This window comes from Sphingobium sp., assembly GCF_035511395.1.
Lineage (GTDB): Bacteria > Pseudomonadota > Alphaproteobacteria > Sphingomonadales > Sphingomonadaceae > Sphingobium.
Genome location: NZ_DATKFP010000250.1, coordinates 33,991 through 55,678, shown reverse-complemented (window position 1 = coordinate 55,678; position 21,688 = coordinate 33,991). Strand labels below are relative to the sequence as shown.

The window sequence follows — 21,688 nt, the reverse complement described above, 5'->3', positions numbered from 1 at the left end:
GGCCGACCCTTCCGCCGTGGTCGAAAGCTTCGAGCGCAAGACCGGCTATACCGGCCAGCCCCGCAAGGGCACGCACATGCTCTGCACCAACCCGATCACTGGTGCCTTCAACGGCAAGGCACCGGCCAGCGCCAATATCGGCACGCTCGACGCGCGCGAACAGGGCCAGCCGCCCAAGCTCGTCACCGGCATCGTCCCCGCCCGCTGCGACACCAGCGGCGTGCTGATGATCGGGGAGCCGGTCGACATGGGGCCGTTCACCCTGCCCGGCAACAATTACCATGTCTATGACTACAGTCTGTTCTGGGGCAATGTGCGGCAGGACGCGCAGAAACGATTGGCGGCCTTCACGAAGAAGTGACTCCGGCCTGAAAAAGTGACAGGGGGCATGCCCATGACACTGGTTACAACGGATCGCGCGGCCTTTCGCGAAGCGCTGCCGCAGGGCGGACGGCTGATCGGCATGGATGTCGGCACCAGGACGATCGGCCTTGCCCTGTGCGACGCCGCCTGGACGATCGCCAGCCCCGCCTACACCGTCAATCGCGGCAAGTTCAGCAAGGACAAGCCTGCGCTGGCCGCCTTCATCGAACAGCAGCAGGTGAAGGGCATCGTCATCGGCCTGCCGCTCAATCTCGACGGCACCAATTCACCGCGCAGCCAGGCCAGCCGCGCCTTCGCCCATAATATCTCGGACCTCGGCCATCCCGTGCTGCTCTGGGACGAGCGCTGGTCGACCCAGGCCGTCACCCGCACCCTGCTCGAAGCCGACGCCAGCCGCGCCCGCCGCGAGGAACTGGTCGACAAGCTCGCCGCCAGCTACATATTGCAGGGCGCGATCGACGGCCTGGTGGCAGGGCTGGAGTGATTTGATCATGCACCCCAGGAAACTTCTCTACGTGGCAACACTGGCCGCCTGCGGACTTTTCCCCGCCACGGCCCATGCCGGATTTTACACCGGCGACCAATTGTACGCGGCCTGCACCGCTGAAAAAGGCGGCAAGGATTATTTCGAGCGGACCTATGAATGCCTCGGCTATATCAGCGGCGCGGTCGACGCGTTCAACACGACGCGGGAGGTAAACAAGCTCAAAAGCTGCATCCCCGGCGACGTGACGATCAGCCAGCTACGCAACGCCACGGTCGACTATCTCAGCAAGAACCCGATCGACCGCGCCAAATCCGCATCCTCTCAAGTCTTCGCCGCCACCCGCAAGGCCTGGCCCTGCCCGAAGAGCAGCGGCAAGACCGCGCCCAAGAAAGCGACAAGAAAGAAGCGCTGACGCGGTCAGATCGGGAAGAAGGCGGAATCTACTAGCTTACCCTTATAATGCCATCCCGACCCGCTCCGCAGTCCATCAGCCTCCCCGCTCACGATCTGCCACCATTGAGCTGATGGATGCTGACGTTGGCGAATATGAAGAAAAGGGTTGGATCGCGGACATTCTTATATGCCTCTCCCTTGAGGGTCGGTCAGAATAGCGTGCCTCTGGCCGAGGCTGCGTAGACTTGGCAGCTCGCTGCCTGGTCGTAGCTGGATGAAAGGGCAGGCAACCTCGCGAAATAGGCTGAAGGAATAGGCTGAACTTGCGCCAATCTCCCCCTCATCCACCTCCGGATAAGGCTTCGTATCCTTCTCCAAGGGCGAAGGAATGGCAAAAAATGGTCTTTCCGGCCGATCTCGAATGCACGGATCAGCCTGCCGCCATTCTGCGAGAACCATCCGTCCCGCCAGGTCAACACATCCCGCCCCCACATCCGCCAACCCATACACCACTACCACTTGCCACAGCAGGACGCAGCTGCGAAGCAATAGCATGGCAGCCGGTCCGTTGCGTCGGCCCGGAACAGGACGAGTATGCGGCGGCACCTTTATCTCATCGCCGGTTTCCTCTCGATCGGCCTTGGCACGATCGGCGTGTTCCTGCCGCTGCTGCCCACCGTCCCCTTCATGATTCTCGCCGCCTTCTGCTTTGCGCGATCCAACCCGCGGCTGGAAGCAAAGCTGCTCGACCATCGACATTTCGGCCCGCATATCCGTCGCTGGCGGGAACGCGGCGCGATCAGCCGCCGCGGCAAGAAGGCCGCCCTCGTCGCCTTCGCCTTCAGCACGCTGCTGGCGTTGCTCTTTTCACCCTGGCCATGGTTCCTCGTCCCTGTCTCCGCTGCCCTGATCGGCGGCAGCTGGATCTGGACGCGGCCGGAGGCATGAGCGTCGCCGCGTAACCGCCATTCTGGGCCATGCCCCGCCGGGCAGGATATCCTGTCTCCATCTGTCCTGCCCCGCGACGCTCACCGGAGCCAATTCGCACGCCGTATCTGAGGGCGCCAAAAGATATGTCCCGGCCGAAAGTGCAGGAATGACGCCATACCGGGGATCGACAAGACGCCAGACAGAGCTGAAACGACCAATTGCAGACAGACTTGGGGACCGGCTTGTCCCCGCCGGCTCATGCCATGAAGGCCATAACACGCCAATCAACACCCAACGAAAAAGGGGCCGGTCTTGCGACCGGCCCCTCTTCCCTCATCCATCCCGAAGGACGGACAATCTGATTACATGCCTGCGCCAGGACCGTAGCTGATTTCCACGCGACGGTTCTGGACTTCGCGGACGCCGTCGGCGGTTTCGACGCGCGGCTGCGATTCACCGAAGGCCTGGGTGGTCATGACACCATCCGGGATACCCTTCGAAGCCAGATAGGCCTTGGTGGCGTCAGCGCGACGCTGCGACAGACCGACGTTGTACGAAGCCGAACCCGACTTGTCCGCGTGGCCAGCCAGCATGACCTGGGCGCTGCCGCAGCTGCTGTAGGCCGAAACCGCGTTGTCCAGAATGGTGGCGGCGTCAGGCGTGATGTCCGACTTGTCCCATTCGAAGAAGACGATGTACGGGCCAGGCGCGCACTCAGCTGCCGGGGGCGGCGGCGGAGGCGGCGGGGGCGGCGGGGGCGGCGGCGGGGGAGGCGGCGGCGGCGGAGCCGCTTCAGCCGGAGCGCCGAAGTTGTAGGTCAGGCCGAGCAGCAGGCTGTGCGTGCGCAGCTTGGTTTCGGCGTTCGAACCGGCGTTGCCGTAGATGCTCGAATAGGCCGGGATCAGCTTGATATCGTCCTGGTTGAAGAAGCGATACTTCAGCGAGACGTCGACATTGTTGGTGACCGGGTAGCGAACGCCCGCGATCGCCTGCCAGGCGAAGCCGGTGTCGCTGTCGTTCACGATGTCCGAAGCCAGCTTGCCGCGCGACACGCCGACACCGCCGCCGACGAAGCCCTGCAGGCCGTCATCGGGACCGAAGTCGAGCAGGCCGTTCAGCATGAACGAGAGAGCCGAAGCCGCACCGCCGAAGCCACCATCGGTCCGGTCGATGTCGATCTTGGCGCGCTTGTAAGCGGCTTCGGCTTCGAGGCGGAAGCCACCGAAGTCGTAACCGATGTTCGCGTCGAAATCATAACCCTTGTGGTAGTCGATCGACGGAACCGCCGAACCACCGGTGGGAACGGAATCGAAGGTCAGGTTCTGGTCTTCGACGAGGAGCACGCCGGCGTCTACGCCAACATACCAGCTGTTATCACGCGCCAGGGCCGGGGTGGCCAGGGCACTGGTCGCAAGCGCAGCCGCGAGGGCAAGCTTCCGCATATGAATTCCCCTTTCAAAAGTGTCACGAAGGACTGCTGAAACCCTGTATCGGCAAGAAGGTTTCATGGCAAGTCCACAATTAGTGAAACCGTTGCAAAAATAACGCACTAGCGTAGCCGATGCAGAATCGTCAGGCTAAATCGCCAGACCCGATGGCTATTGACGCACCGCTGCAACATGACCTGCATGTCAACGTAATATTAGCTATCGATCAGGCCATGTGTACGCAGCGCCGCCAGAATGGCAACGATGGTTAATCGCGCCTCCGCATCAATCACGCCGCCCCCGGTCGCCTCGGCAATAGCGGCGGCCCGCGCACCAACAACCTTCACGCCGTCCAGATACACGCCATCGTTCCGCACAGCCGGCGCCCGCCATTCAACGCCATCATGGAAAAGCGCGTGAGAACGGTCTGTGACATGCAGGGACAATCCGCAACGCGGCGCCACGAAGCGCCACCCGCCTTCGGTCCAGCAGGCAATCATGCCGACACAGTTCGCCCATTCGCCGCTCGCCCCTGTAGCGACGATCCAGCACCGTCCGACCGCCGGATCGCCCGGCGGTGTCGCGAGATCTGCGCTTTCCGCGACCCCGTGCAGCAAGGCGTCGACCAGCACCAACGCCTCGTTATGAAAGATTTCCTTTTGCGCCTGCCCCGCATAAAGCAGCGGCAGCGTCCAGCGCGGTGTCGCATCCATATCTCACCCTCCTCGTCTTCGTCCCAACCTTTCATCCCGATCGGCCGCTCAGGCGAGGAGCCCGATCCGCGCCTCGCGCCCCAGCGCCAGACTTCCCATCTGCCGCACCTCGACCACGAGCGCCTGCCCGACCGTGGCGTCCGCAGCGATCATCGCCGCGTCATAGATCCAGCCCGGCGCGCCCGTCTCCGCGCTGCGAACCAGCGCCGCGCCACGCATCACCCGTATCGCATAGCGCTCGCTCTCCTCCGCGATCGGCACGTCCGCACCCGACAGCCATCGCCAGCCATTGCGGCTCCGGCGCGTCCAGCTGATCGCCCAGCCGTCGCTGCCGTCCGTCCGCGCGGTCAGATGCACCGGCGCTGGCGGCATCAAAGCCTCGCCCGTGACGGCCAGAGACGACATGGCCGGCTCGATATCGCCGATGCCGATCGCCGACAGGGCCAGCGCCCCGCCCACTTCGCCCTCGCTCCCCAATAGTGCGAGCGGCTCCACCAGCCGCTCCTCCTCGACCAGCAGGAAGCGATCGCCCGCGCCATGCCCCGCCATCGCCCATTCGGTGCCGCGCAGCCCGCGCCGCAGCCGCGTCAGGCGCCAGCGTCCCGGCCCGGTCCGTTCCGCCTCTCCATATTGCAGCAATTCCCGTCCCAGCAGGCAGAGATTGCGCCCCTGCGCCAGCCCGGCCTCGTCGGTCGAGGTCAGTTCCATATCCGCCGCCAGCAAAGTGACGGCCAGCGCATGGCGCCCGTCGACCAGTGTGGCGCTCCCCGCCGGCAACACCCCTTCCGCCACGCCCATCAACGCGCGCGGCGCACTCCGCCCGATCGGCGTCGCCTCACCGCTCGTCCCCGTCACGAACAGCGCCGCCCCGCGCCATCCGGCACCGCCGCTCGCCGCCGCCACAACCAGAGGCGCATTCGCCACCCCGTCACGCAGCGGCGGCAGGTCGGCCAGCATCACTGTCGTCACGCCATGCGGCGCATCCACCTGCCGCACGATAGCGCCGGACGAAGCGCCTGTCGGCAGGCTCCCTTTGCCCCCCGGCACACGGCGCAAGGCCAACCGCACGACCATCGCCTCCCATTCCCGCTCCTCGATCCGCCAGAGGCCCGGCGCATCGGCAACCGTCACCACCATCCCCGGCACCAGCGCCAGCGCGCGCCAGTCGCAGCGCAGCGTCATCGTCGCCCGCCCACTCCAGGCCGCACCGATCCGCGCCGCCGCCAGCCCGCGCGCCGCATCGGCATCCAGCACGGCGGGCAGTTCGATCCCGCTCTCCATGCGTCCCGGCCCCGGCCGCGTCACCCGCTGCACACCCGCCTGATAGTCGCGCGCGGCATCATAGTGACGGACACTCAGTGCCACCGGCACGCCATCGGCCGCGCCGCCCGATCGCTCGACCGGATCGACCGCCTGCCCGTTGACGCGCCGCGCCAGCGCCGCGTCACCAGTCACGCCATCCGCCACCGATGGCGTCGCCACCAGCCGCATGCCGCTCTCCCCCGATTGCAGCGCCAGCCCCTGCGCCTCGACCAGTGGCGCCATCGCCTCGCGTACATCGCTCCCGCTCGCCGCAAAGCCGTCCACGCCGGGCAAGCCTTCTCCGACCAACCGTCCGTTGCTCAGCGCCGCCGCGATCGCGCCCGTCCCGACCGCCCCCGCGTCCGCCTCCACCTCGAAGGTCAGCGACGGGATACGATTGCCATAGTCTGCGAGCGCCAGATCCTCGAACACCGCATAGGCAATGCCCCGATGTCCCGGCGTCAGCGCCATCCCCTCGGCCGACGCGATCAGCGGATCGACCGCCTGATCCTCGCCTCCGACATGGACCCGAAAGCCCGACATCTCGCTCTTGAAGTCCCCCGCCTCGCCCCGCAGCAGATTGCCGTCCGCCCAGATGCGCTTCACCCCCCGGATCGCCCGCGCCGACAAGGCGACGGCGAAACTCGCCGAATAGCTGTAGCTGGTGACGCTCCCCCGCCCCTTGCCGCCGCCGCTCTTGGCCTTCGTTTCCTTGAGGTCCGTCGCCCAGATCACCGTCCCGGCCACGCGCATCGTCCCGAATATCTTCGGAACCTGCGTGCCATAGCTCGACGTCTGCAATTGCAGGTCGGCCAGCCGCGCGCCTTCCCGCCCCTTCGCCTTGAACAAAACCTGATTGTCGATGACATTGCCGATCACGGCCCCGATCGCCGCGCCTACCGGCCCTCCCAGCGCCGTTCCAACCGCCGTCAGCACCACCGTCGCCATAATATTCTCCTAATCCGCAGCCCACCAGCCCAGGACCGGCCAGGGCGAAGGGCCAGGCGTCTCCACCACCCGCCCCAGCCCCGCATGGGCATGGACGAAGCCGTCGCCCGTCGCGATCATCAGATGCAGCTGCAACGGCCCCGGTCGCACCAGCGCCAGGTCGCCCGCCCCGCCATGCTCGACCGGCCGCAAGCCGGCCGCCCGCAACCATATTTCCGCCCGAACTGCATCCCCGCTGCGCAGCCCATAGGCGTTGGTCACGCCCGTTCTGCCCAAAGCCAGCGCCGCCAGCCCCACGCAGTCCAGCCCATCCCTGCCGCGCCCATGCAGCCTGAACGGCACCCCGACCAGCGTCCGCGCCCGCTCGACGACCTCGCTCATGCGCCCGGATAGCGGGTCAGCAGGTCCATCCCCGGCAGATAAGGCTCGCCCCGAAAGTTCGCGACATTGCCGAACCGGGCCGCGCAGGTCGCCAGTTGCCGGTCACATCCCTCGACCAGCAGCGCCAGCGTCCCCGCCTCCACCGCAAAAGCCGGCGGATCGGCCAGCGTCACGCCACCGGCATCATTATCGACCACCGCCTGCACCAACCCCGCATTGGCCCCGCTCATCCAGCGCAACGTCCCGAACGCATAAATCCCGGCCGCCAGAATCCCGGCCGCCAGTCCGCTCACAGCCACCGTCGCCCCCTCGACCGAGGCCGCCGCCACCACCCTGCGCCGCCCCGCCATGTCGACCCGGCACGCCCGGTCGCCCAGCCGCGCGCGACAATCAGGCGACGTGGAAGGCGCCACCGGCTCCCCCAGCACCGCCGCCGCCCCGATCAACTCGGCGGAAAAACTCGCCCCCTTGCGCGACACCGCCCCGATTTCGCCGCGCGCCAGCAACAGCCACAGCGCGCCCGGCGCTTCCCACTGGGTCAGCCGTAGTTCCAGCGCCGCGGCGTCCCAGCGCCCTGCCATCAGGTCCGCCTCGCTGATCGCATCGCTCGACAGCGCACCCGCCACATCGCTATCCTCGCCATCCAGGCCGATACCGCTCCGCACCGCCGCCGGCGTCATCCCCGGCGCGGCGCGATAGATGAGGCCGCCGATCGCCAGATCGCGATCATGGCTGGTGAGGCCGATCGTCACCCCGTCCCGCCGCTCGATCCGCCAGCAAAAGGCCAGCGTACAAAGCGGCTCGTCCAGCCCCCCGCTCATTCGCGTATCTCCACCAGCGGCACCGACACCGCCTCGCCCGCGGCAAAGGTCGCGCGGCTGATCTCCAGCCGATCCTCGGCAAAGCGCACCGGCACGTCGAAGCGATAGCCGGCCGTCAGCACCACGCCGGCTGCCGGGGCGACATCGAACGCGATCACGCCTAGCCCCCCATGACTCCATCCGCTCGCCAGTTCGGCGCCATCGGCCGCGACCCGGATGCTCCCAGCCACCGGTCGGGTGATGATCCGCGCCTGCGCCTCCGCGCCCACGCCATAATATCGCGTCAGCCGATATTCGGACGTTACCCCGTCGCCCACGCCCAGCCGCTGGTCGATCGGCGATGGCGCAGCCCCCGGCGCACCGCTGCGATCGTCATAGGGGTCGGTAAAGCGGAACCCGCGCGCGGCCCCGCGCCTTGCCCGGAAAAATTCGATCAGCGTCGCGATGTCCACCTCGGACCTGACGCCCGGCCCGGCATCATAGGAAAGCCTTGCATCGGCCCAGTCGCTCGACCGCCGCTCATGGCCCGCCGGGCTTTCGACGATCTGCGTCGAAAAGGTCGGTGCCAGGCTCGCCTCGCGCCCGATGGGAACCGGGAAAAGCACATCGTCAAAGGCCTGCACATCATCCTCCCCATCGATCCTGAAACAGGTAAAGCCGTCACGGCAGACCTGCGGCAGCGCCCAGACAAAGGTCGCCGCCGTCCCCCGCGCCACCGAAGCCTGCGCGGCTGCCGCTATCTCGCGCCACTGCCCGGCCTGCTCCGGCAGCAGCACGAAGCCCGCCAGATAATGCTGCTCCTCCACCGGATAGCCGAGGCGCGCCGTCGCCAGTTCCACGCCACGCACCGTCAGATTGGGCCGCCCTCCCGTCACCCAGTCATAATCCTCCAGCTGCAAAACATCGAAAGCCGGGGAAGCCCAGCCCACCGGCATGTTCGCCCGCTTGGCCTCCGGCGCGCGCGGGTCGAGGATCGTCGGCAGATAGGCCAGCAGATGCGTCACCGCCCCCGGCGCCACGGCCTTCACCGCCGCACAGAGCGCCGCCGTCGACGCCGCCAGCAAAGCGCCCGCGGCATCCAGCAGGTCGCCCTGCGCCGCGCTCAACGCACCCCAGACACTCGGAACAGAAACCGGCGCGCCGCCAGTCATTCCGGCCAGCGCCGCCCGCGCAGCATCGTCATGAATACAGACGCGCCCATCCCCCGGCATCACCCACCACCAGGGTTCACCGACCTGAAACAGGATAGGCAGCCCCGCCTCCAACCCAATGGAAACGAACGCCCCCGCCACCGCCTGCAAATAGGCCATCGCCCCGCCATGGGCCGGCGACAACAGGGTCGATGGCGGCGACCATCCGGTCAGCGCCGGGTCACCATTTTCCGCCCTTTGCTTCCAGTCGTTCCAGCAATGCGCATCGAACAGTTCATAGGATAGCGACCAGATGACGCCGAACCCCAGCGCCTTGGCCCGCGCCGCGAAGTCCCGATGCCACGCCGCGCAAGGCTCGTTCAGCACCCCGCCCGCCAGACTGACGAACAAGCCCTCACCCGACCGCTCCAGCCGGAAATAATGGCTCATGCCGACATAATGATTGATCGCCCCGCGATAGCCCAGCGCATGGATCGAAGCGACGATCCGCTCAGGCGTCTGGTTGAAGCCATCATCATAGCCCGTCGCCATCGACAGGCCATGTTCGGGCAGCATCACGTCACCGACCGCCAGCACCGACCCCGCGCCGTCGCACCTTATATCGCTCAGTTCCGCCCACCCCTCGACCGCGACCGGAAAAGGCCTATCCCCCTCATCATACTCAGGCGGCACGAGCGATATGAACATCCGGTCCACATCCCCCGCCCAAACCGGATCACTATCCTCCGGCAGGTCGAACCCGCCGACCAGCGCGGAAAAATCCAGCGTCACGACTGCATCTTCCGGCCCGCCGCTCGCATGGTTCCACAGCCGCACATACCAGGCCCGCGCCACGCCCGCCTCGTCCCGCCCCTCGATGGTCAGCGTCGGCCCATGCGTCTCGTCCAGCCTGCGCAACCCGGACGATCGCCAGCGAAAGGACAGCATGCAGTCCCGAAAATCCCGGCGCGTCTCATAGGCCAGCAGCTTATGGCTCCACCGATCCTCCGCCTCCCAGATCAGCCCCGCCAGATCGCCCGACCCGTGGAAAACCGCATCCACCCGCACGGCGTCCGGCGCGGTGGTGACGACGCTCGCCATCATCGGCCGGGGAAAATTCACCGTCCAGTGCGTCGCGGCAAAGCGCTTGAGGAAACCCGCCTCCTGCCCTCGCCGGGCATCCGCCAGCCAATATCCGATACTCATCGCTCCAGCGCTCCCCTCACCGCCCGCGCCACCTGCCGCGCGCTCCGCGCCAGCAGTCGCGGTTCGCTCTCCCCGCCGCGCCCGTTCACTGCGATGCTCACCCGCACGTCCCGCGGACCGCTGGCGCCATTGGCCACCACCTGTCCGCTCGTCGTCGGCACGAAGACCTCCGGCCCGCGCTCGCCGACCATATAGGCTCGCCCCGGCGTCACCGGCCCGCCCGTCGCCCGCCCCGGCAGCCCCAGCGCCGACGACAGCACGCTCGTCCCCAGATCGAGCAGCCCCCCGCTCCCCCCACCTGTCGCCGATCGCAGCGCACTCATCGCAATATCGTTCAGCACGCTGAGCGCGATCCGCTTCAAATCCTCGAAGCCGAACTTGCCCGTCCGCACCGCGCGCAACAGCCCCTGCTCGATCCGCCGTCCGGCCCGCTCGGCGCCATCCGCCAGCGGCCCCTCCAGCGTCCCCCGCATCGCCTCGACATCGCGGCTCAGCCCCTGGGTATCGGCCCGCACCCGCACCACCAAAGTCTCGATATCCTCGTCCATCTGGCTCCCCCGCCCCTACATCCGTTGCCTCTCAATCCGGCATCACCCCCATCAACCGCTGCAACTCCACCCCATCGATGCCATCCCCCGGCTCTTCCTCGCCCCGCGCCGCGCGCAGCACCGCCGCCAGTTCCGCCGGGGTCGAGCGCCAGAACTCGTCGGGCCGCCAGCCGAGCAGCCAACCGGCCACCCCCGCCAGCCGCCCGGCCATGTCGGTAAATCGCGTCATTTCCCCGCCAATATCTGTTGCAGGATGGCCTTGAGTACCGGCGTCACCCGCGCCAGCCCCACCGCCAGCACCGCCTCGCCCAGCGCCTCGCGCGTCAGCCGCTCGCGATCGACCAGGCAGTGCCAGAACAGGGCCACCAGATCGCCCAGCGACAGCTTTCCGTCCGCCGCCCGCTCGACCAGGTCGAACAGCGGCCCCAGCTCCGCTTCCGCCGCCACCAAAGCCGCGAAACTAGGCCGCAACGCCAAGGTCTCACCGCCCAGTTCCAGCGCAGTTTCCCCGCGCTCAGCGTTGGCCGCGCTCATTCGCTCACCACCGCACCGCTGCTTTCCAGGCTCAGCGCATAGTTGCGCTCGCCATTATAGTCGCCGGCATAGTCCAGCCGCGTGACCAGGAAGCGCCCCCGCATCCGTTCCCCGCTCTCGAAGCTCAGCTCATAATGTTCGATCGTGCCCGACAGCGCATGGTTGCGGATGCGGACTTCCGCCGCAGATCCGGTGAACAGCCCCGCCGCCGACACGCTGACCGACCGCACGCCCGCGCCCGACAGCAATTCGCGCCAGCCGCCCGAATCCTTGCTGGTGATGTTCACTGCCTCGCCGTTTACGGACAATTGAGTGGTGCGCATTCCTGCCACCGTCGCGTAAGTTGCCGGAACGTTTCCGTCGCCGACCTTCAGCAAAAACGCACTTCCTTTTTCGACGCCCATGGCGCATTCTCCAGCCAAGCGACACCGACGCGCGCAGCACCTCGCTACGGCCCGGAAAATCGCGAAAAAACAGGAGACATGAGGCACGGCCTGCGCGCCCTGTCTCAGCGTGAATCTGGGGTTTATGGAGAGGTCCCGATGATTGTTGCTGTTTCGCTCGTGATGATGCTTGCCGCCACCCCGTCAGCCGATCCCGTCGGCAACGGTCGCAAGGAATTTTCAAAGTGCCTCAGCGCGCAGATGCAGCCCTCGCTTGACAAGAAGCTGACCGTCGGCGACTTCCAGTCCGCCATCAAGAAGGCCTGCGCCGACAAGGAAGCAGCCTTCCGCGCCGCCATCATCGCGCAGGACAAGGCCGACAAGATGTCCGACGCCGACGCCAGCAGCGATGCCGACGACCAGATTTCGGAATATGTCGACAAGATCACCGGCGAATTTGAAGAAAGCAGCGGCCCAAGCTGATCCGAACGCCGCTCAGCGCGATCCTTCTCCAAGCTCGTCACCCCGGCCTTGAGCCGGGGTCCAGCTGTCATTCCTTCAGCGGAAGGCTATCGACCTACGCCCCTCCCCGCACCGCCCGCACCCGATAGTCGACCACCGCCCGCCATCCGGACCCGCCACCGCCATTGCGCGCCACCCGCGACCGCAGCAGCCGCGCGCTGACGATCCGCCAACCATCCTGCGCGCCCGCCGCGCCTATCGCCGGATCGACCCGCGCCATCATCCCCGCCAGCCGTCCCGGCGTCTCTTCCGCCACGACCAGCGCGATGGTCAGCCGCAGTTCGCGCCCCTCGACATCCTTGCCACCCCAGTCCGCGCCCAGACATTCGCCGACCACCCCATAGGGGGCCGCCGCGCGTCCCGGCTCGCCATCATACAGCGCATTGACCTGGTCCATCAGCGCCCCATCCGCCCGCAGGGCCGCGATCACCGCCGCCCGCACCGCCACTTCCGCGCCCATCCTCATCTCCCCCTCCCTTGGCCAGCCTCACGCAACGCCAGATCACGCCACCAGCGTCCCGCCAGCCCCCGCCCCGACGCGCGCACCGCCTCGCCCTCGACCACCGCCACGACACCCTCTTCCGCAAGCGCCGCCGCGATCCGCTCCCGCCGCCGCGCCGCCCGCGCCTCCGCCATCCGCACGAACGCCGCCCTCATGTCAGCCGCATCCGCCGGAACGGCCGCCACAGCGCGCTCACCACTGCTGGCGGCGCAGCGCTCTCGGCCCCGCGCGCCAGATAATGGTCCGCCGCCAGCCGCACGATCCCCTGACGCAGCGCCTCCGGCAGCCCATTCAGTTCCCCCGCCATGCCCGCGCGATAGCTGACGGCCAGCACCCGCCGGTCCCCCGCCCGCGTCGATCGCACCCATCCGTCGCCCGCCGCATCGATATCGATCGCATAGGCGTCCACCGGCAAAGCCTCGCTCTCCCCGTCCGCATCCACCGCCGCCACGCTCTCGATCGCCAGTACCGGCCGCGCCGACAGACGCTGCCAACCGCCCGTCCCCGCCACTGTCTCGCGCGCCTCCCGCGCGACCAGCCATTGCCCGACGAACTGCTCGCACAATGTCGCTGCGCTGCGCAGCAATCCCGCCAGCACGGCATCCTCCCCGCCCGTCTCGATCCGCAGATAGGCCTTCAATTCCGCCAGCGACGCCGCCAGCCCCCCGCTTTCCGGCTCGGTCCGCATCAGCGCTCCTCCACCCGGATCGTCACCGACCGTTCGTCCACCTGTCCGTCGGACAGCATCACATGATTGGTCAGCCGATAGAGCCGCCCGACCAGCCCGCCCGACAGCCGCGCGCTGCTGCGCTGGTCCTCGAACGCACTCTGCTCGGTGACCAGCCCGCCCGCCTCCTCCGGCTCCACTGCCCAGCTGCTCGCGATCAATGTCTGTGCCGCCAGATAGGCGGACCAGTCGATCTCATGGTCGATCCGCGCCTGCGGATCCTTCACAAACAGGCTCATCTGATCTTGCTCCCCCGTTCCGCTTCCGTCTGCGACGCCCGCACGACCGCCCCGGCGCGCGCGCCTTGCCCCGGCCGCACGCCCTCGCTCCACGGCCCCGCCCAGCCGCGCCGTGCCTCTTCCAGCACCCCGATCACCTCGGCGCCCAGCGCCTCACCCTGCACCATCGCCTGCCTCCAGCGCGTCCAGCCGCGCCTCGATCCCCGCCATGCGCCGCCGCTGCCACGCCGCCTCCAGCGCCAGGCACTCCTCGTAGCGCAGCCCCCAGCGATCCCCTGCCGCCACATCCTCCGCAGCATCCCAGGCGTCATGGCACAGCAGCCCCAGCCGCACCGCCGCACCCTCGCCCAGCCGCGCATCGATCGCATTGCGCACCTCCTGCGCCACCAGCCCGACATGCCATCGCGCCGCCGCGCCCTTGGCCGCCACAGCCTCGCCGAAACGAAACCATCGCCACGCCACCGTGCCCCAGGCGTCCAGCAGCGCGTCATCGACCGCCGCGACATCCTGCTTGGCCCGTGCGTCCGACGTGCTGATCGTCCCGCTCGCGGCATAGACGGTCGACCATCGCGCAGCCGCGCCGCCCAGCGCAAAGCCATTGTCGCTCGACGGCGCCACCGCACCGAACGCCGTCAGCGCCTGATATTCCAGTCGCAGCGCCTCCTGCATCGACGCCGACCCGTTGCGCCCGACCTGAAAGCTCATCCGCGACGCCAGATTGGTCGAACCCGGCGATGTCGCGACATAGGTGGTGCGGATGCGCGACAGCTCGGTAAAGCTGCCGCTGATCAGCCCCAGACAGCTATAGTCGCCGATCACGTCGTTGCTCATGACATCGGTCCGCGCGGCCAGCGTTCCATTGATGCGATACAGACGGTTATTGGCCAGTCCGCCCGCCGCCACGACACGGAAACTGGCCTGTCCGCCATCCATCACCAGCGACATGGCCGGCGCCATCACCGACATCTTGCCCATCCAGTTTTCCAGCGTCTGGTCGCTTCCTGTCAGCGCATTGACGTGCAGTTCCGCCCCGTTCATCCGCTGCACGCCGCCATTTCCCAGCGCGCCGATGCTCGACCGGGCCGCCTCCGCACTGCCCTGCGTCAGCAGCGACCGCCCGAACGCCGCCCCCGTCAGCCCGGCGATCGCATCCAGTTCCCCGCTCGCCGCCTGCCGCCCGGCCAGCGCTTCGGCCAGCCCCTCGACATCCCCGACGCCATGACCATGCGCTTCCATCGCCGCGATCCACCCGGCATGGACCGCCAGCCCGACGCGCTTCTCGCCCGCGGCGAAATCCACCGCCGCGCCATCGGCCGACGACGCCACCGGCCCGCGCACCAGCCGCCCGTCGACATCGATCCGCCCGGTCCCCGCTTCCCATTGCAGCGGCTCGCCGGTCCCGATGATCACATAGGGAAAGGCCGCGCCCTCGCCGACAGCCCCGGTAAAAGCGCGATAGCCCGCCATCGCCCCATCCAGCCGCAACCGGCCGCGCCCCATATCGTAACAGACCTCCCGCACCAGGTCGGCCATCTCCAGCCCCGTGATCCCCACGCCCATTCTCCAGCAACAAAAAAGGGGAAGCCCGGAAGCTCCCCCAAACCTTCTCCCCACGGGGAAAAGGATACGAAGCCTTGCCAGCTTGCTGGCCAGGCGCAGTTGGATGAGGGGGAGGCGCAACACCTCCCCCCTTCCCACGGATCAGGTCGCCGAAAATTTCATCAGCTTGATCGCCTCGCTGTTCGCCACGCCGCCGCCGATCCGCTTCACCGCATAGAAATGCACGAACGGCTTGTTGCTGAACGGATCGCGCAGGATGCTGGTGTCGCTGCGTTCGGCGATGACATAGCCCATCTGGAAATTGCCGAAAGCGATCGACAGGCTGTTCGCCGCGATGTCGGGCATGTCCTCCGCCTCGACCACCGGATAGCCGAGCAAGGTCGCGGGCTGCGCCGCGCTCAGCCCCGGCTGCCAGATGAAGGCGCCATCGCTCGTCTTCATCTTGCGGATCACGGCCAGCGTCGCGCTGTTCATGACAAAGCACGCCCCCTGACGATAGGGCGCGCGCAGGCTCTGCACCAGATCGACCAGCCTGTCCTGCGGATTGGTACCCGGAAAGGCGCCCGCCGCCCCCGACGCCACATATTGCAACGATCCGAACGCGCGCACGCTGTCCGCCTCACTGGTCGTGGTGTAGGTCAGGAAGCCCTTGGGCTTGTTCGTGCCATTCCCGCTGACGAAGGCCGCGCCCTCGGCCACCGCGAACTCACGGGCGATCTCGCTCGCCAGCCAGCCCTCGACATCGAACTGCGCGTCGTCCAGCATCGCCTGCGACGCCGCCGGATTGGCGAACAGTTCGCCCGAAGGCGGCACGATCTCGTTGAAGACCGGCGTCCCCGTCTCGGCCCGCGCGCCCGTCTCGCTGGCCCAGCCCGACACGATACCGCCCGACGTCACCAGCTTGCGATAGCCCGCCGTGCCCGTGCGCACCACATTGGCGATGCCGCGAATGGGCGAGATCGCCTTCAGCGTCGTTCCGATCAACTGGTCGATCTCGCGCGGCACCGCATAGCCCCCCGCCGCGCCGCTCGCGCCGGAAAAGCTCTTCAACTCGACGCCCGCTTCCAGTCCCTGCCGCAGGTATCGCTCGACAAAAGCCCCCCGCGCCGGGTCCACCGCGCCCCCCTTCACCCCATCCAGCGCCGGCCGCTGCTGCGCCAGCAACGCCCCCTTCAGCGCCGCCACCTCACTCTCCAATCCCTCGATCCGCTCCCCCTGCGCGACCATGTCGAAGCTCGCTTCCAGCCCGTCCATCACCTGATCCGTCATGCACTTTCTCCTGCTTGCAGAAACGAAAAAAGGCGGCCCCGGATGGGACCGCCTGAAAATCATGAGAATGCTCATAACTTACATAAGTATATGACTAGTCACTAAAATTATTCCTTTTGAGCGCCACGCCCCTTAATAAATGCGCCGATTGCTCCAAGCGCACCCGTGGCAAGGAAAGCCAACGCCAAGGTATTATTTCCCAAATAACCACATGCAAAAGCACTAGCGATTAAGACAATTAGTGCTGCAAAGCCGAACCATCGCCCTGCCTTAACATCACCCACATCGGCGCGAAGAGCATGCATTTGAATATCTTGAGCATGATTCAAACTTCTCTCAGCCATCGCAATAATACGATCTGCCGAACCTGGAAGAATTTCTTCATACTCGCGCAAATGCTTCGGGTGAGCAATAGGCCCAGAAAATCGTTCTTGCTGAACAAGACTGACAACCTGAGCAACAACTTGAGCCTTCTGCCCCGGCGGCACCAAAGCTCCAATTCGCTTAGCTATTTCATCAGCCAAGTCAGCCTTTTCACCATCAGTCAATCGCGGCACGATCTTTTTTGACGAATTTACCAGTTCTTTTGTCAATGTTGCCCCGCTCTACACTTTCGGCATTGTGTAAAGCATCTCCCACGCTGCGCCAAGCCGTTCGAATTGAAACATCAACCGAATTCGCTCGAGGGAAGCTAGCCTCGTCAAAAAATGACCAATGTGCAGAGAAGCCTTCGCCGAAACCGCGTCCAAAACTTTTAATTCCAGTTTTGAAATGAGACCAATTCATGATGCACATATATGTAGGACGTTCGTTCATAACAACTCCTACGCTAGTGAACTTGCTGGGGCGTTAACAGGTTCCATCTCGGAATGGAAGCTATGAAGCATCCCCCTCCACCTTCAACACCCGCGCCAATGGCTGCATCGGATGCGTCACCAGGCTGACCTCCACCAGCTCCAGCGCCAGCAATTCCCGCGGTCCCGCGCCGCGCGCCGCCTTCACCCGGTATCCGAAGCTCAGCCCATCCAGCGCCCCGCTCGCCAGCGCCGCCGCCGCCTCGCGCCCGGCCGCCGTCGCCCGCGACACGCGCCCGATCACGCGCAGCCCGCGCGCATCTTCCTGCGCCTTCTCGATCCGGCCGATGACGCTGCCCGGCCCATGCTGCCACAGCAGAGGCACCCCGGCGGCGGACAACGGGCCGAACGCCCCCGCCCGCACCACATCCCCGCCCCGGTCGACCCGGTCGAAAATCGCCGCATAACCGGCAAAGCGCACCTCGCCCGTTTCCCATCCCTCCGTTCGCTTCGAGCGAAGTCGAGAAGCGGAAAGCACCACCTCGCCCCTCATGCCCGCACCAGCCCCAGCAGCCCCATCTTCACCGCCACGCCCAGCAGCAGCAGCGCCATGCCGATCCGCACCGCCCAGCCAATCACCGCCCCGCGCGCCGTCTTCTTCGCGTCGCGCCAGGCGGACAGCAGTTCGCGCAGTTCCCGCACATCGCCCTCCGCGCGCCGGTCGGCCAGCCCCAGCCGCTCCAGCGCCCGCCCCGCACCCAGATCGCTCGCCTCCTCGATCAGCGCCCGGACCATGACCATGTCCATCGGTCGCCCCTCGGCCTGCGCGACGAGCCGCGCCAGCATCTCCTCTTTCATCGCATCCGCCTTCCCTTGCGGCCATTCACGGCCTATCTGGCGCCCATGAAGCGCGCCCCTCGCAAAGTCCTGATCGTCCTCGTCCTTGCCATCCTCGGCCTCATCGCCTGGCAGCTCGACCTGTTCACCGCCGGCGACTGCCTGATCCAGGGCGGCCGCTGGAACTGGGACAATGGCTTCTGCCGCCTCGACAGCCTCTCCCGCGCGGCAGAATAGTTTTGACGCTGAGATCACGGCAAAAGAAGAAGCCGCCAAAGGCGGCAACTCCTCTTCCTTCTCCGCGTCTCCGCGTCTCCGCGCGAACAAAATTCTCCCCGCACTCTGCGCCTCTGCGCGAACCCTACATCCCCAGCATCGCCTTCTTCTCTTCCGCCGAGAGAAAATCCGCCGCCGCGACCCGCTCCCACAGCGCCGCCCGCTCGTCCGAAAGCGCCGGCACCGCGTCGAGATCGGCCTCGATCGCCACGCCCGGCCACCAGCCCGACAGCCCCTGCGACAGCCCCGCGCAGATCTTCGCCACCAGCGGCAGGATCGCCTGCCGCCACAGCGCCTTGTTCGCCTCGCGATAATTGGCGTAGCTATTGTCGCCCGGCAGCCCCATCAGCATCGGCGGCACGCCGAAGGCCAAGGCGATCTCCCGCGCCGCCGCGCTCTTCAGCCCCACGAAATCCATCTCCGCCGGGGTCAGGCTCATCGCCTTCCAGCTGAGGCCACCCTCCAGCAGCATCGGCCGCCCGGCATTGGCGGCGCCGGCGAAGGCCGCCTCCATCTCGCGCTTCACCCGCTCATATTGGTCGGGCGACAGCACCGATCCGTCACCCGGATCATAGACCATCGCGCCCGAAGGCCGCGCCGCATTGTCCAGCAGCGCCTTGTTCCACACGCTCGCGGCATTGTGGATCGCCACCGCGCCCGCCGCCGCGCCCGCGCAGCCCAGCCCATAATGATCGTCCAGCGGATGCAGCGACTTGAGGTGCAGCAGGCTCGTCCGCCCGGCGCCATCTTCGGGCGACAGCCGGGTCACGCTTTCCCCTACCCGATAGAGATAGGCCGCCGGCCATCCCCGCGCATCCGCCTCGACGCTGACCCGTTCCGGCCGCAGCGCGAACAGCTCGGCCGGCATCCCATCGGCGCCCGCAATCACCTGCACATAGCCATTGCCGTGCAGCAGCAGGTGGCAGGCCAGCGTCTCCACCAGCCCCTGCCCCGCCGACGCCTGCCCGACCAGCGCCGTCACCCGCGCCGCATCCGCCCCTTCGATATTCGGGGCCCGCACCTTGATAGCGCACGCCCCCGCGCCTTCGGACACCAGCCGCATCGCCCGCTGCGCCACGGCATTGCCCATCACCCCGGCGCGCAGCTGCGCTTCGTAGCTCGCCGGCCATTCGCCCAGCGCCACCGCGCCCGACCCCCAGGCACGCGCCAGCACCGGCCGCGCATCGCCCCCACCCGCACCCTGCGCTGCGGCCGCCTTCGTCCCGAACCATTTCATGAAAAGACCCCCAAAACGCAAAAATCCTCTCCCCATCGGGGGAGAGGATAGTGAAGCCTGGACGGCGCAGCCGCCCTGGCGAAACTTGGAGAGGGGGCTTAGCCTACCCTCACCGATTCCTTGCCAGCACCCGGTCGCAGGTCGAATTGGTCCCCTCGCTCTTGCCGATCATCCGGCCCGCCAGCGCACCCGCGCCTGCGCCCAGCAGCGTCTCGCCGACGCCGCCGCCCGCGATCAGGCCCACGCCCGCGCCACCGGCCGCGCCGATCACCGTGCCCTTGTCGCGCCCCTGCTTGCCCTTCAGCAGGCAGTAACGCACATCGTCCCGGTCGCGCGGCGCCGCCCGCGCCACCCGCGCGCGGTCCTTGCTGTTGAGGCTGGCGGCCATCACCGGCGCCGCGATCACCGACACGCCCACCGCGACCGCCATCAGCTTCACCATCTTCATGTCACATACTCCTGGTTACGGCAGGAGAACGATCCGGGCCGCGCGCCAGTTCCCCCGGCGCGCGGCCCGATTGCGCCATTCAGTCCAGCCGCGACACGAAATCCTCGATCGGGCGGCGCACCTTCTTCAGCTTCACCAGCCAGTCGCCCTCGTCGGCGCGGTAGCCGATCGGCATGATCGCCACCGACCGCAGCCCGCGGGCGCGCAGTTCCAGTATTTCGTCCAGCGCGGCGGGATCGAAGCCCTCCATCGGCGTCGCGTCGACCTCTTCGAAGGCGGCGGCGGTCAGCGCGATGCCCAGCCCGACATAGGCCTGCCGCGCGGCATGTTCGAAATTGGTCTGCGCGTCGCGCTGGGGATAGGTCGACAACAGCATCTGCCGATAGGCTTCCCAGCCCTCGTTGCGGAAACCGCGCTCGTCATTGACCAGGTCGAACATATGGTTGATCCGCTCGGGCGTATAATTGTCCCACGCGGCAAAGACGATCAGGTGCGACGCATCCGTCACCTGCTCCTGGTTCCAGGCGATCGCCCTGATCTTCTCGCGAACAGCCTTGTTGGTGACGACGATCACCTCGAACTGCTGCAACCCGCTCGACGTCGGCGCCAGCCGCACCGCCTCCAGGATGCGCTCCACCTTCTCTTCCGGCACCTGCTTGTCCGGGTTCATCTTCTTGGTGGCATAACGCCAGTTCAGTCGGTCGATCAGCATGCAATACCTCTTGAAAACAGCGCGCCGACCCCAGGCCCGGCGCATGACACCCCGATGTAGAGGCTGCGCCGGGAAAATAAAGGTATCATATCGAAACTGGATGCCGCCCGATCCCCTATCGTAGTGGATGGGGAGCGGCAATGCCAGCTGAGGGCATAAAAGCCGCCGGTGGGAAGGCGACCAGTAGCTGCTCCTCCCATGTCCGTTCGGCCCTTCGACAAGCTCAGGGCGAACGGACATGGGAAAGCGGACGGAGAAACACCGGCCAGGAACAGCCATTAATCCCACGTCATCCCGGCCCTGAGCCGGGATCCCGCTTCTTCTTCCAAGCCCAACCCTAAAAGCAGCCGGACCCCGGCTAAGGGCCGGGGTGACGAGCGTAGGGAATATCCGCAGTCCACCCACGATCGCCATTCACCCGCCCGGTTCGTGCTGACAACCCTGACAGTCGCAGGTCCGTTTTTGGGCGGGAAAGCGGACCGGGTGGAACCGACCATTTGCGGACATTGAAAGCGTCGGCACGCAGTCCAGATACCTGACATTGCTCTATTATCAAATTTGTCTGATAATGCATTGGTGAAAAAGCCCCCCCTCGTCCGCATCATTGCCGTTCCTGCGTTCTTTTTGGCTTTGCTCGGATATTGGGCAGCCTTCCCACCCCGCGAGCCGATCAGGTCAGCCGACGGCATTTACGTGAGTGCCTGCTGCGGCTCCCTAAAATTGCAAAACGGGCGAATGTCCTTGGAGACGCAATCCGTTGGCTATCTGGTTGAACATGACAAAGTTGGGCGATATATTCTACCCGCCATTTACGTCGGTGTGTCAGATGCAAATCGGGTCGATATCGACGGGCAGAAAACCGCTTTAAAGCTCCGCCTTGATGGCCGCCCGACGCCAGCGACCATTAATCTGCCGGGCAGTCAGACGACTGTCGAATTTCGCAGACGTTAGCGATGGCCGATTTAACTTGATCGCGGC

Annotated in this window: 30 protein-coding genes and 1 pseudogene; 7 read left to right on the top strand and 24 right to left on the bottom strand. The window is 66.5% G+C overall.

The annotated features are described in order from the left end of the window. The 4 genes and pseudogenes from VMR39_RS17865 to VMR39_RS17850 all read left to right on the top strand — a co-directional run. Positions 1–361, top strand: a pseudogene (locus tag VMR39_RS17865) (hypothetical protein); the annotation flags it as partial. Between the two features lie 39 nt (positions 362–400). Then, the gene (gene ruvX / locus VMR39_RS17860) at positions 401–868 is read left to right on the top strand and encodes a Holliday junction resolvase RuvX (protein ID WP_414712547.1); all 468 of its coding nucleotides are present in this window, start codon (positions 401–403) and stop codon (positions 866–868) included. A 31-nt stretch (positions 869–899) separates the two neighbouring features. Further along, complete coding sequence (locus tag VMR39_RS17855; protein ID WP_325417548.1) at positions 900–1,283, top strand: Rap1a/Tai family immunity protein; 384 nt, start codon at positions 900–902, stop codon at positions 1,281–1,283. Positions 1,284–1,858: 575 nt separating this feature from the next. Continuing rightward, on the top strand, positions 1,859–2,212 hold the full coding sequence (locus VMR39_RS17850) for a YbaN family protein (RefSeq protein ID WP_325417546.1): 354 nt from the start codon (positions 1,859–1,861) through the stop codon (positions 2,210–2,212). Between the two features lie 344 nt (positions 2,213–2,556). Here VMR39_RS17850 and VMR39_RS17845 read toward each other — a convergent pair whose 3' ends face one another. The 10 genes from VMR39_RS17845 to VMR39_RS17800 all read right to left on the bottom strand — a co-directional run bounded on the left by VMR39_RS17845 (position 2,557) and on the right by VMR39_RS17800 (position 11,608). Next, complete coding sequence (locus VMR39_RS17845; protein ID WP_325417544.1) at positions 2,557–3,636, bottom strand: OmpA family protein; 1,080 nt, start codon at positions 3,634–3,636, stop codon at positions 2,557–2,559. 200 nt (positions 3,637–3,836) lie between these two features. After that, positions 3,837–4,334, bottom strand: a complete 498-nt coding sequence (locus VMR39_RS17840) for a DUF2793 domain-containing protein (protein ID WP_325417542.1) — start codon at positions 4,332–4,334, stop codon at positions 3,837–3,839. Positions 4,335–4,382: 48 nt separating this feature from the next. Beyond that, positions 4,383–6,584 carry a phage tail protein gene (locus VMR39_RS17835; RefSeq protein ID WP_325417540.1) on the bottom strand — a complete coding sequence of 734 codons (2,202 nt, stop codon included), beginning with the start codon at positions 6,582–6,584 and terminating at the stop codon, positions 4,383–4,385. A gap of 9 nt (positions 6,585–6,593) precedes the next feature. Further along, the gene (locus VMR39_RS17830) at positions 6,594–6,965 is read right to left on the bottom strand and encodes a peptidoglycan endopeptidase (RefSeq protein WP_325417538.1); all 372 of its coding nucleotides are present in this window, start codon (positions 6,963–6,965) and stop codon (positions 6,594–6,596) included. Beyond that, positions 6,962–7,786, bottom strand: coding sequence for a DUF2163 domain-containing protein (locus VMR39_RS17825; protein ID WP_325417535.1), 825 nt, complete (start codon positions 7,784–7,786; stop codon positions 6,962–6,964). The genes VMR39_RS17830 and VMR39_RS17825 overlap by 4 nt, the downstream gene beginning before the upstream one ends. After that, a complete protein-coding gene (locus tag VMR39_RS17820) occupies positions 7,783–10,122 on the bottom strand; it encodes a DUF2460 domain-containing protein (RefSeq protein ID WP_325417533.1) in 2,340 nt (779 codons plus the stop codon). The genes VMR39_RS17825 and VMR39_RS17820 overlap by 4 nt, the downstream gene beginning before the upstream one ends. Beyond that, positions 10,119–10,670, bottom strand: coding sequence for a tail tape measure protein (locus VMR39_RS17815; RefSeq protein WP_325417531.1), 552 nt, complete (start codon positions 10,668–10,670; stop codon positions 10,119–10,121). Before VMR39_RS17815 ends, VMR39_RS17820 begins: the two co-directional genes overlap by 4 nt. Before the next feature lie 31 nt (positions 10,671–10,701). After that, entirely contained in the window at positions 10,702–10,899 is a 198-nt protein-coding gene (locus tag VMR39_RS17810) for a phage tail assembly chaperone (protein WP_325417529.1), read from the bottom strand. Continuing rightward, positions 10,896–11,204 carry a gene transfer agent family protein gene (locus tag VMR39_RS17805; RefSeq protein WP_325417527.1) on the bottom strand — a complete coding sequence of 103 codons (309 nt, stop codon included), beginning with the start codon at positions 11,202–11,204 and terminating at the stop codon, positions 10,896–10,898. Before VMR39_RS17805 ends, VMR39_RS17810 begins: the two co-directional genes overlap by 4 nt. Further along, a complete protein-coding gene (locus VMR39_RS17800) occupies positions 11,201–11,608 on the bottom strand; it encodes a phage tail protein (RefSeq protein WP_325417525.1) in 408 nt (135 codons plus the stop codon). Before VMR39_RS17800 ends, VMR39_RS17805 begins: the two co-directional genes overlap by 4 nt. Between VMR39_RS17800 and VMR39_RS17795 the strand changes: the two genes are divergently transcribed. Continuing rightward, positions 11,513–12,070 carry a hypothetical protein gene (locus VMR39_RS17795; protein WP_325417556.1) on the top strand — a complete coding sequence of 186 codons (558 nt, stop codon included), beginning with the start codon at positions 11,513–11,515 and terminating at the stop codon, positions 12,068–12,070. The genes VMR39_RS17800 and VMR39_RS17795 overlap by 96 nt on opposite strands. A gap of 94 nt (positions 12,071–12,164) precedes the next feature. Here the strand turns inward: VMR39_RS17795 and gp17 are convergent, their stop codons facing one another. The 11 genes from gp17 to VMR39_RS17740 form a co-directional block, all read right to left on the bottom strand. After that, the gene (gene gp17, locus VMR39_RS17790; RefSeq protein WP_325417554.1) at positions 12,165–12,569 is read right to left on the bottom strand and encodes a tail completion protein gp17; all 405 of its coding nucleotides are present in this window, start codon (positions 12,567–12,569) and stop codon (positions 12,165–12,167) included. Positions 12,570–12,571: 2 nt separating this feature from the next. Further along, on the bottom strand, positions 12,572–12,766 hold the full coding sequence (locus tag VMR39_RS17785; protein WP_325417523.1) for a hypothetical protein: 195 nt from the start codon (positions 12,764–12,766) through the stop codon (positions 12,572–12,574). Further along, entirely contained in the window at positions 12,763–13,299 is a 537-nt protein-coding gene (locus VMR39_RS17780; RefSeq protein ID WP_325417521.1) for a head-tail connector protein, read from the bottom strand. The genes VMR39_RS17785 and VMR39_RS17780 overlap by 4 nt, the downstream gene beginning before the upstream one ends. After that, the gene (locus VMR39_RS17775; RefSeq protein ID WP_325417519.1) at positions 13,299–13,577 is read right to left on the bottom strand and encodes a hypothetical protein; all 279 of its coding nucleotides are present in this window, start codon (positions 13,575–13,577) and stop codon (positions 13,299–13,301) included. The genes VMR39_RS17780 and VMR39_RS17775 overlap by 1 nt, the downstream gene beginning before the upstream one ends. Continuing rightward, positions 13,574–13,744, bottom strand: coding sequence for a hypothetical protein (locus VMR39_RS17770; protein WP_325417517.1), 171 nt, complete (start codon positions 13,742–13,744; stop codon positions 13,574–13,576). Before VMR39_RS17770 ends, VMR39_RS17775 begins: the two co-directional genes overlap by 4 nt. Further along, positions 13,731–15,131: a tail fiber domain-containing protein gene (locus VMR39_RS17765; protein ID WP_325417515.1), complete on the bottom strand. Its 1,401-nt coding sequence runs from the start codon at positions 15,129–15,131 to the stop codon at positions 13,731–13,733. Before VMR39_RS17765 ends, VMR39_RS17770 begins: the two co-directional genes overlap by 14 nt. Positions 15,132–15,278: 147 nt before the next feature. Further along, positions 15,279–16,406 carry a phage major capsid protein gene (locus tag VMR39_RS17760; RefSeq protein WP_325417513.1) on the bottom strand — a complete coding sequence of 376 codons (1,128 nt, stop codon included), beginning with the start codon at positions 16,404–16,406 and terminating at the stop codon, positions 15,279–15,281. A gap of 107 nt (positions 16,407–16,513) precedes the next feature. Beyond that, positions 16,514–16,999 carry a DUF2335 domain-containing protein gene (locus VMR39_RS17755; RefSeq protein ID WP_325417511.1) on the bottom strand — a complete coding sequence of 162 codons (486 nt, stop codon included), beginning with the start codon at positions 16,997–16,999 and terminating at the stop codon, positions 16,514–16,516. Further along, entirely contained in the window at positions 16,947–17,222 is a 276-nt protein-coding gene (locus VMR39_RS17750) for a hypothetical protein (protein WP_325417510.1), read from the bottom strand. Before VMR39_RS17750 ends, VMR39_RS17755 begins: the two co-directional genes overlap by 53 nt. Before the next feature lie 60 nt (positions 17,223–17,282). Then, entirely contained in the window at positions 17,283–17,753 is a 471-nt protein-coding gene (locus VMR39_RS17745; RefSeq protein ID WP_325417508.1) for an HK97 family phage prohead protease, read from the bottom strand. Then, positions 17,750–18,058 carry a DUF6127 family protein gene (locus tag VMR39_RS17740; RefSeq protein WP_325417506.1) on the bottom strand — a complete coding sequence of 103 codons (309 nt, stop codon included), beginning with the start codon at positions 18,056–18,058 and terminating at the stop codon, positions 17,750–17,752. The genes VMR39_RS17745 and VMR39_RS17740 overlap by 4 nt, the downstream gene beginning before the upstream one ends. Before the next feature lie 45 nt (positions 18,059–18,103). Here VMR39_RS17740 and VMR39_RS17735 point away from each other — a divergent pair, with 45 nt between their 5' ends. Beyond that, positions 18,104–18,274, top strand: a complete 171-nt coding sequence (locus VMR39_RS17735) for a hypothetical protein (protein WP_325417504.1) — start codon at positions 18,104–18,106, stop codon at positions 18,272–18,274. A 124-nt stretch (positions 18,275–18,398) separates the two neighbouring features. On the opposite strand, the gene VMR39_RS17730 is transcribed toward VMR39_RS17735, so the two are convergent. The 3 genes from VMR39_RS17730 to VMR39_RS17720 form a co-directional block, all read right to left on the bottom strand. Continuing rightward, positions 18,399–19,550: a phage portal protein gene (locus VMR39_RS17730; RefSeq protein ID WP_325417502.1), complete on the bottom strand. Its 1,152-nt coding sequence runs from the start codon at positions 19,548–19,550 to the stop codon at positions 18,399–18,401. 109 nt (positions 19,551–19,659) lie between these two features. After that, entirely contained in the window at positions 19,660–19,998 is a 339-nt protein-coding gene (locus VMR39_RS17725) for a hypothetical protein (protein ID WP_325417500.1), read from the bottom strand. 79 nt (positions 19,999–20,077) lie between these two features. Then, on the bottom strand, positions 20,078–20,710 hold the full coding sequence (locus tag VMR39_RS17720; RefSeq protein WP_325417498.1) for an NAD(P)H-dependent oxidoreductase: 633 nt from the start codon (positions 20,708–20,710) through the stop codon (positions 20,078–20,080). A gap of 576 nt (positions 20,711–21,286) precedes the next feature. On the opposite strand from VMR39_RS17720, the gene VMR39_RS17715 reads away from it, so the two are divergent. Beyond that, entirely contained in the window at positions 21,287–21,661 is a 375-nt protein-coding gene (locus VMR39_RS17715; RefSeq protein ID WP_325417496.1) for a hypothetical protein, read from the top strand. Positions 21,662–21,688 lie beyond the last annotated feature (27 nt).

Coding starts and splice junctions, on each gene's coding strand:
- VMR39_RS17835 (WP_325417540.1), bottom strand. CDS start 6,584: ATGGCGACGGTGGTGCTGACGGCGGTTGGAACGGCGCTGGGAGGGCCG.
- VMR39_RS17745 (WP_325417508.1), bottom strand. CDS start 17,753: ATGAGGGGCGAGGTGGTGCTTTCCGCTTCTCGACTTCGCTCGAAGCGA.
- VMR39_RS17750 (WP_325417510.1), bottom strand. CDS start 17,222: ATGAACGAACGTCCTACATATATGTGCATCATGAATTGGTCTCATTTC.
- VMR39_RS17805 (WP_325417527.1), bottom strand. CDS start 11,204: ATGAGCGCGGCCAACGCTGAGCGCGGGGAAACTGCGCTGGAACTGGGC.
- VMR39_RS17800 (WP_325417525.1), bottom strand. CDS start 11,608: ATGGGCGTCGAAAAAGGAAGTGCGTTTTTGCTGAAGGTCGGCGACGGA.
- VMR39_RS17820 (WP_325417533.1), bottom strand. CDS start 10,122: ATGAGTATCGGATATTGGCTGGCGGATGCCCGGCGAGGGCAGGAGGCG.
- VMR39_RS17735 (WP_325417504.1), top strand. CDS start 18,104: ATGAAGCGCGCCCCTCGCAAAGTCCTGATCGTCCTCGTCCTTGCCATC.
- VMR39_RS17840 (WP_325417542.1), bottom strand. CDS start 4,334: ATGGATGCGACACCGCGCTGGACGCTGCCGCTGCTTTATGCGGGGCAG.
- VMR39_RS17785 (WP_325417523.1), bottom strand. CDS start 12,766: ATGAGGGCGGCGTTCGTGCGGATGGCGGAGGCGCGGGCGGCGCGGCGG.
- VMR39_RS17780 (WP_325417521.1), bottom strand. CDS start 13,299: ATGCGGACCGAGCCGGAAAGCGGGGGGCTGGCGGCGTCGCTGGCGGAA.
- VMR39_RS17825 (WP_325417535.1), bottom strand. CDS start 7,786: ATGAGCGGGGGGCTGGACGAGCCGCTTTGTACGCTGGCCTTTTGCTGG.
- VMR39_RS17760 (WP_325417513.1), bottom strand. CDS start 16,406: ATGACGGATCAGGTGATGGACGGGCTGGAAGCGAGCTTCGACATGGTC.
- VMR39_RS17725 (WP_325417500.1), bottom strand. CDS start 19,998: ATGAAGATGGTGAAGCTGATGGCGGTCGCGGTGGGCGTGTCGGTGATC.
- VMR39_RS17730 (WP_325417502.1), bottom strand. CDS start 19,550: ATGAAATGGTTCGGGACGAAGGCGGCCGCAGCGCAGGGTGCGGGTGGG.
- VMR39_RS17830 (WP_325417538.1), bottom strand. CDS start 6,965: ATGAGCGAGGTCGTCGAGCGGGCGCGGACGCTGGTCGGGGTGCCGTTC.
- VMR39_RS17740 (WP_325417506.1), bottom strand. CDS start 18,058: ATGAAAGAGGAGATGCTGGCGCGGCTCGTCGCGCAGGCCGAGGGGCGA.
- gp17 (WP_325417554.1), bottom strand. CDS start 12,569: ATGGGCGCGGAAGTGGCGGTGCGGGCGGCGGTGATCGCGGCCCTGCGG.
- VMR39_RS17770 (WP_325417517.1), bottom strand. CDS start 13,744: ATGGTGCAGGGTGAGGCGCTGGGCGCCGAGGTGATCGGGGTGCTGGAA.
- VMR39_RS17845 (WP_325417544.1), bottom strand. CDS start 3,636: ATGCGGAAGCTTGCCCTCGCGGCTGCGCTTGCGACCAGTGCCCTGGCC.
- VMR39_RS17815 (WP_325417531.1), bottom strand. CDS start 10,670: ATGGACGAGGATATCGAGACTTTGGTGGTGCGGGTGCGGGCCGATACC.
- VMR39_RS17810 (WP_325417529.1), bottom strand. CDS start 10,899: ATGACGCGATTTACCGACATGGCCGGGCGGCTGGCGGGGGTGGCCGGT.
- VMR39_RS17775 (WP_325417519.1), bottom strand. CDS start 13,577: ATGAGCCTGTTTGTGAAGGATCCGCAGGCGCGGATCGACCATGAGATC.
- VMR39_RS17850 (WP_325417546.1), top strand. CDS start 1,859: ATGCGGCGGCACCTTTATCTCATCGCCGGTTTCCTCTCGATCGGCCTT.
- VMR39_RS17720 (WP_325417498.1), bottom strand. CDS start 20,710: ATGCTGATCGACCGACTGAACTGGCGTTATGCCACCAAGAAGATGAAC.